Source organism: Paenibacillus sp. E194 (assembly GCF_000935845.1).
Lineage (GTDB): Bacteria > Bacillota > Bacilli > Paenibacillales > Paenibacillaceae > Paenibacillus_B > Paenibacillus_B alvei_B.
Genome location: NZ_JMDX01000413.1, coordinates 1 through 2,837, shown reverse-complemented (window position 1 = coordinate 2,837; position 2,837 = coordinate 1). Strand labels below are relative to the sequence as shown.

At 50.2% G+C, this 2,837-nt stretch carries 1 protein-coding gene and 2 pseudogenes; all 3 read right to left on the bottom strand.

Annotation, left to right across the window (positions count from 1 at the left end; all coding sequences use genetic code 11):
• Positions 1 to 1,660: pseudogene (locus tag AZ66_RS28295) on the bottom strand (contractile injection system protein, VgrG/Pvc8 family); the annotation flags it as partial.
• A gap of 75 nt (positions 1,661 to 1,735) precedes the next feature.
• Positions 1,736 to 2,152, bottom strand: a complete 417-nt coding sequence (locus AZ66_RS28290) for a DUF4280 domain-containing protein (RefSeq protein ID WP_021261075.1) — start codon at positions 2,150 to 2,152, stop codon at positions 1,736 to 1,738.
• Between the two features lie 16 nt (positions 2,153 to 2,168).
• Positions 2,169 to 2,676, bottom strand: a pseudogene (locus AZ66_RS28285) (hypothetical protein).
• Positions 2,677 to 2,837 lie beyond the last annotated feature (161 nt).

Genomic DNA, 2,837 nt, shown 5'->3' with positions numbered 1-2,837 from the left:
CCCACTACTGCTCCAGCTACTGCTCCTATTATCGGAATAGCGCCTAGCAGTTTGGACTCCGTACCCAGCAATCCATCGGCTTGTTTTTGATCCGCCGGGTTCGTGATCTTCGCGGTCGGGGTATTTGCTGTGTTGTTAGATGAGCCCTTCTTGGCTGCGGCTTGTGCTGCTTCATAGTCTTTGATGTTCATTAGTGGCGGCTCCGGCACAGGAGGAAGATCCATGACGAACACTGGAGCCTTCACCGTGCCCTCTTGATCCACCACCGGTGCCTTGATATCCGTTTCACCATCTATTACCATGCTGCTGGCTCCGCCTGTGAGGTACAATGCACTTCCTGCGGTAAGCGACAGCTCCTGACCCGCATCCAGCTTCACGTGACCGCCTTGAATCCGTACATCTCCCGGGCTGCTGAAGGTAATGCCGTTCCCTTCATGGAGTATAATTGAAAATCCTCCCGAGGTAGACAGGGTCAGCTCTTGTTCAGACATGTCCACGCCGCTTCCTTGCGAATGTCTCCATACTTTAACGTCTGGCTCCCCTTGTGCATGACGATGCTGTCGCGAATCCATGACATAGGCTTCATGTTCCCGGCTCGTCGGCAAGTAAAGCTCCACACGCTCCCCAACCCCCGGCATATCGTACCAGCCACTATGCTCTTCCGCTACATAGCGTGTGGCCACCGGGAACCAGCATGCTTTAGCCGGGTCCTGCTTAGGGTCGATATCCAGTTGGAGCTGTACCAAATCTTGCTGTACCTGTAACACGCTGCCCGTCAGCGCAATCCCCGTAGCTTGATCATTCTCATAGCGGGCATAACGAATATCCTGTTCAGCCTGGAGATCGTAACGGGTAAGCAGCAGTCCATCCTTCATCCGTGTTACTGCCTTAACAACGACTAGCTCTTTCCCAGATCCAATCGGTAACGCGATGCTATCTCCCAACGCATAGTATTGTAGGCTTTCGAACACATAGGTCACATACGAGCCCGCTCGTCTCCCCGGCTTCCCCGTCTCCAGTTCATGGAACGTCCTACGAACCTGGTAACTTACATCCCGTTCCAGCTTGTACAGTTTGCCTACCGGCATTCCGAAGAAGACCTTAGGCGACGCTGCAGTTACCTCCGGCACCAGTACTGACCCAAAGCGAGCGGCCAGACGCTTTAAAAAACTGCCCAATCCGTCTCCTCATATTGTAAAACAAAAGTTCCCAGTTTGGTATTGTTGGTTACGGTATCGATGGCGTCTCCAAACTTGTATTTACGAATCATCGTTGTGACCAGATCATCGTAGGTACGATGAATATCCTGATAGGATCGCTTCTTTATCTGGATATCCATCTGATAGGAATGCGAAGCGGCTTCCAGCTCAAAGGTATACACGCCCCGAAAGCAATGCACGGATAGGCGCGTAACAATGCCATGAAACAGTCGTCTTACCGATTGTCCTCGCTCATCCAACTGGCGGATAACGATCGGTTCCTCTTCCATGTTCTGTCCAATGCATGCAGCTCCCTGCTCTTCTGACAGCATGCCGCTTACCATTACATATGCGTGATCGTTGATGGTTCTTGTAATTTGAAGCTTCTCTATATGTTGAGGCTGAAAGGGACCGTAGAAACGCAGACTTTCATATCCGATTTCGTTATGTAATGCACTCAAGTGAGCTCATCTCTCCTTTCGGGCGGCATAAAGCCGCGGTCACTTCCGAAACCTGACGTCTTTGAGAACAGAACCTTAATCCAACTCCTGCCCGTCATTTTCGATTTGGATATGACCACAATATAGACACTGAAGGGTACAGTTCTGCATCAAGGCAGGCTGACCCTCGATCTTCACATCACTTTTCCCGTTCAGCCACGGCATGGTCAGCATCGGAACACACGGAGCCTTCTTCACGCCATAGATATCTACCATTTCACTGGCCTGCACGGCTGGATTTAGCGGGCTGGAGCAGTTCCCGAAAGATTCAATGTTCACCCCGGGCACGTAATCCCCAATATTCATTTGTGCTTTGTTTTTTATGTAGACGCCATGGCTAAAAGGCCTTTTCAGACGTGTAGGCTGCGTACCATAACTACAGCTCAAGATCGCTCCTGCCACGACATAGCTTTTTTTCGCAGCGCTTCCCGGTTTCACCTGAGTTTCTTCCATCTTGCTCTCTCCCCCTTCATGCCTCCATCTCAACTCTTTGCAATCGAATGCCTGTAAAGAATCGTCGCAACAAGCTTTCCGCCACAGCCAAATGGATATAAATATGAGGTTCGATGGAGCCCTTAATCCGAAAAACAGGCGATTCCAACTCCCCCTGTCTCAGTACCAAACGCTTCAATGTCTGATTGGGGTACCATTCTGTTTGTGCGGACAAACAATCTTCCATCGGCGGACGAAGCAACCAGTATACGTCCTGTTTGACCTGCTTGAAATCGGTAAGAATGACTGCTCTCCATTCCAGTCCCGGCATATATTTCTCCAATAATGATTTCATCCGATCCGACACCAGCGGCAGAGGAAATTCCAAAAAAATCCGGGTACACCGTTTGTGGACTGGTATGTACAGCTAGAAAAAGAGGGTCCTCCTGCTGGTTCTGTCCCTGTGGATCTGCCAGGATATCTCTTACTTGCAAAGGAGACATCGCAGCAGGCTCCACTCTGTTCTTTACCCGCTCGTCTACCATCAGTCGAAAATATCTCAATGCAGCCACTCCCTTTTACAACGGTGTCCCTCGACTGTGCAGGCTCAGATGGATCACTATATAGATGGGATTTCTCAAAGGTTCCCGAATCCAATCCAATGGCTTCTCTACGCTGTACATCTGTAAAAATGACTCCTTGTACA

What these genes read in the sequence shown, in the direction of transcription:
- AZ66_RS28290 (WP_021261075.1), bottom strand. Translation starts at nt 2,152, where the DNA reads ATGGAAGAAACTCAGGTGAAACCGGGAAGCGCTGCGAAAAAAAGCTAT.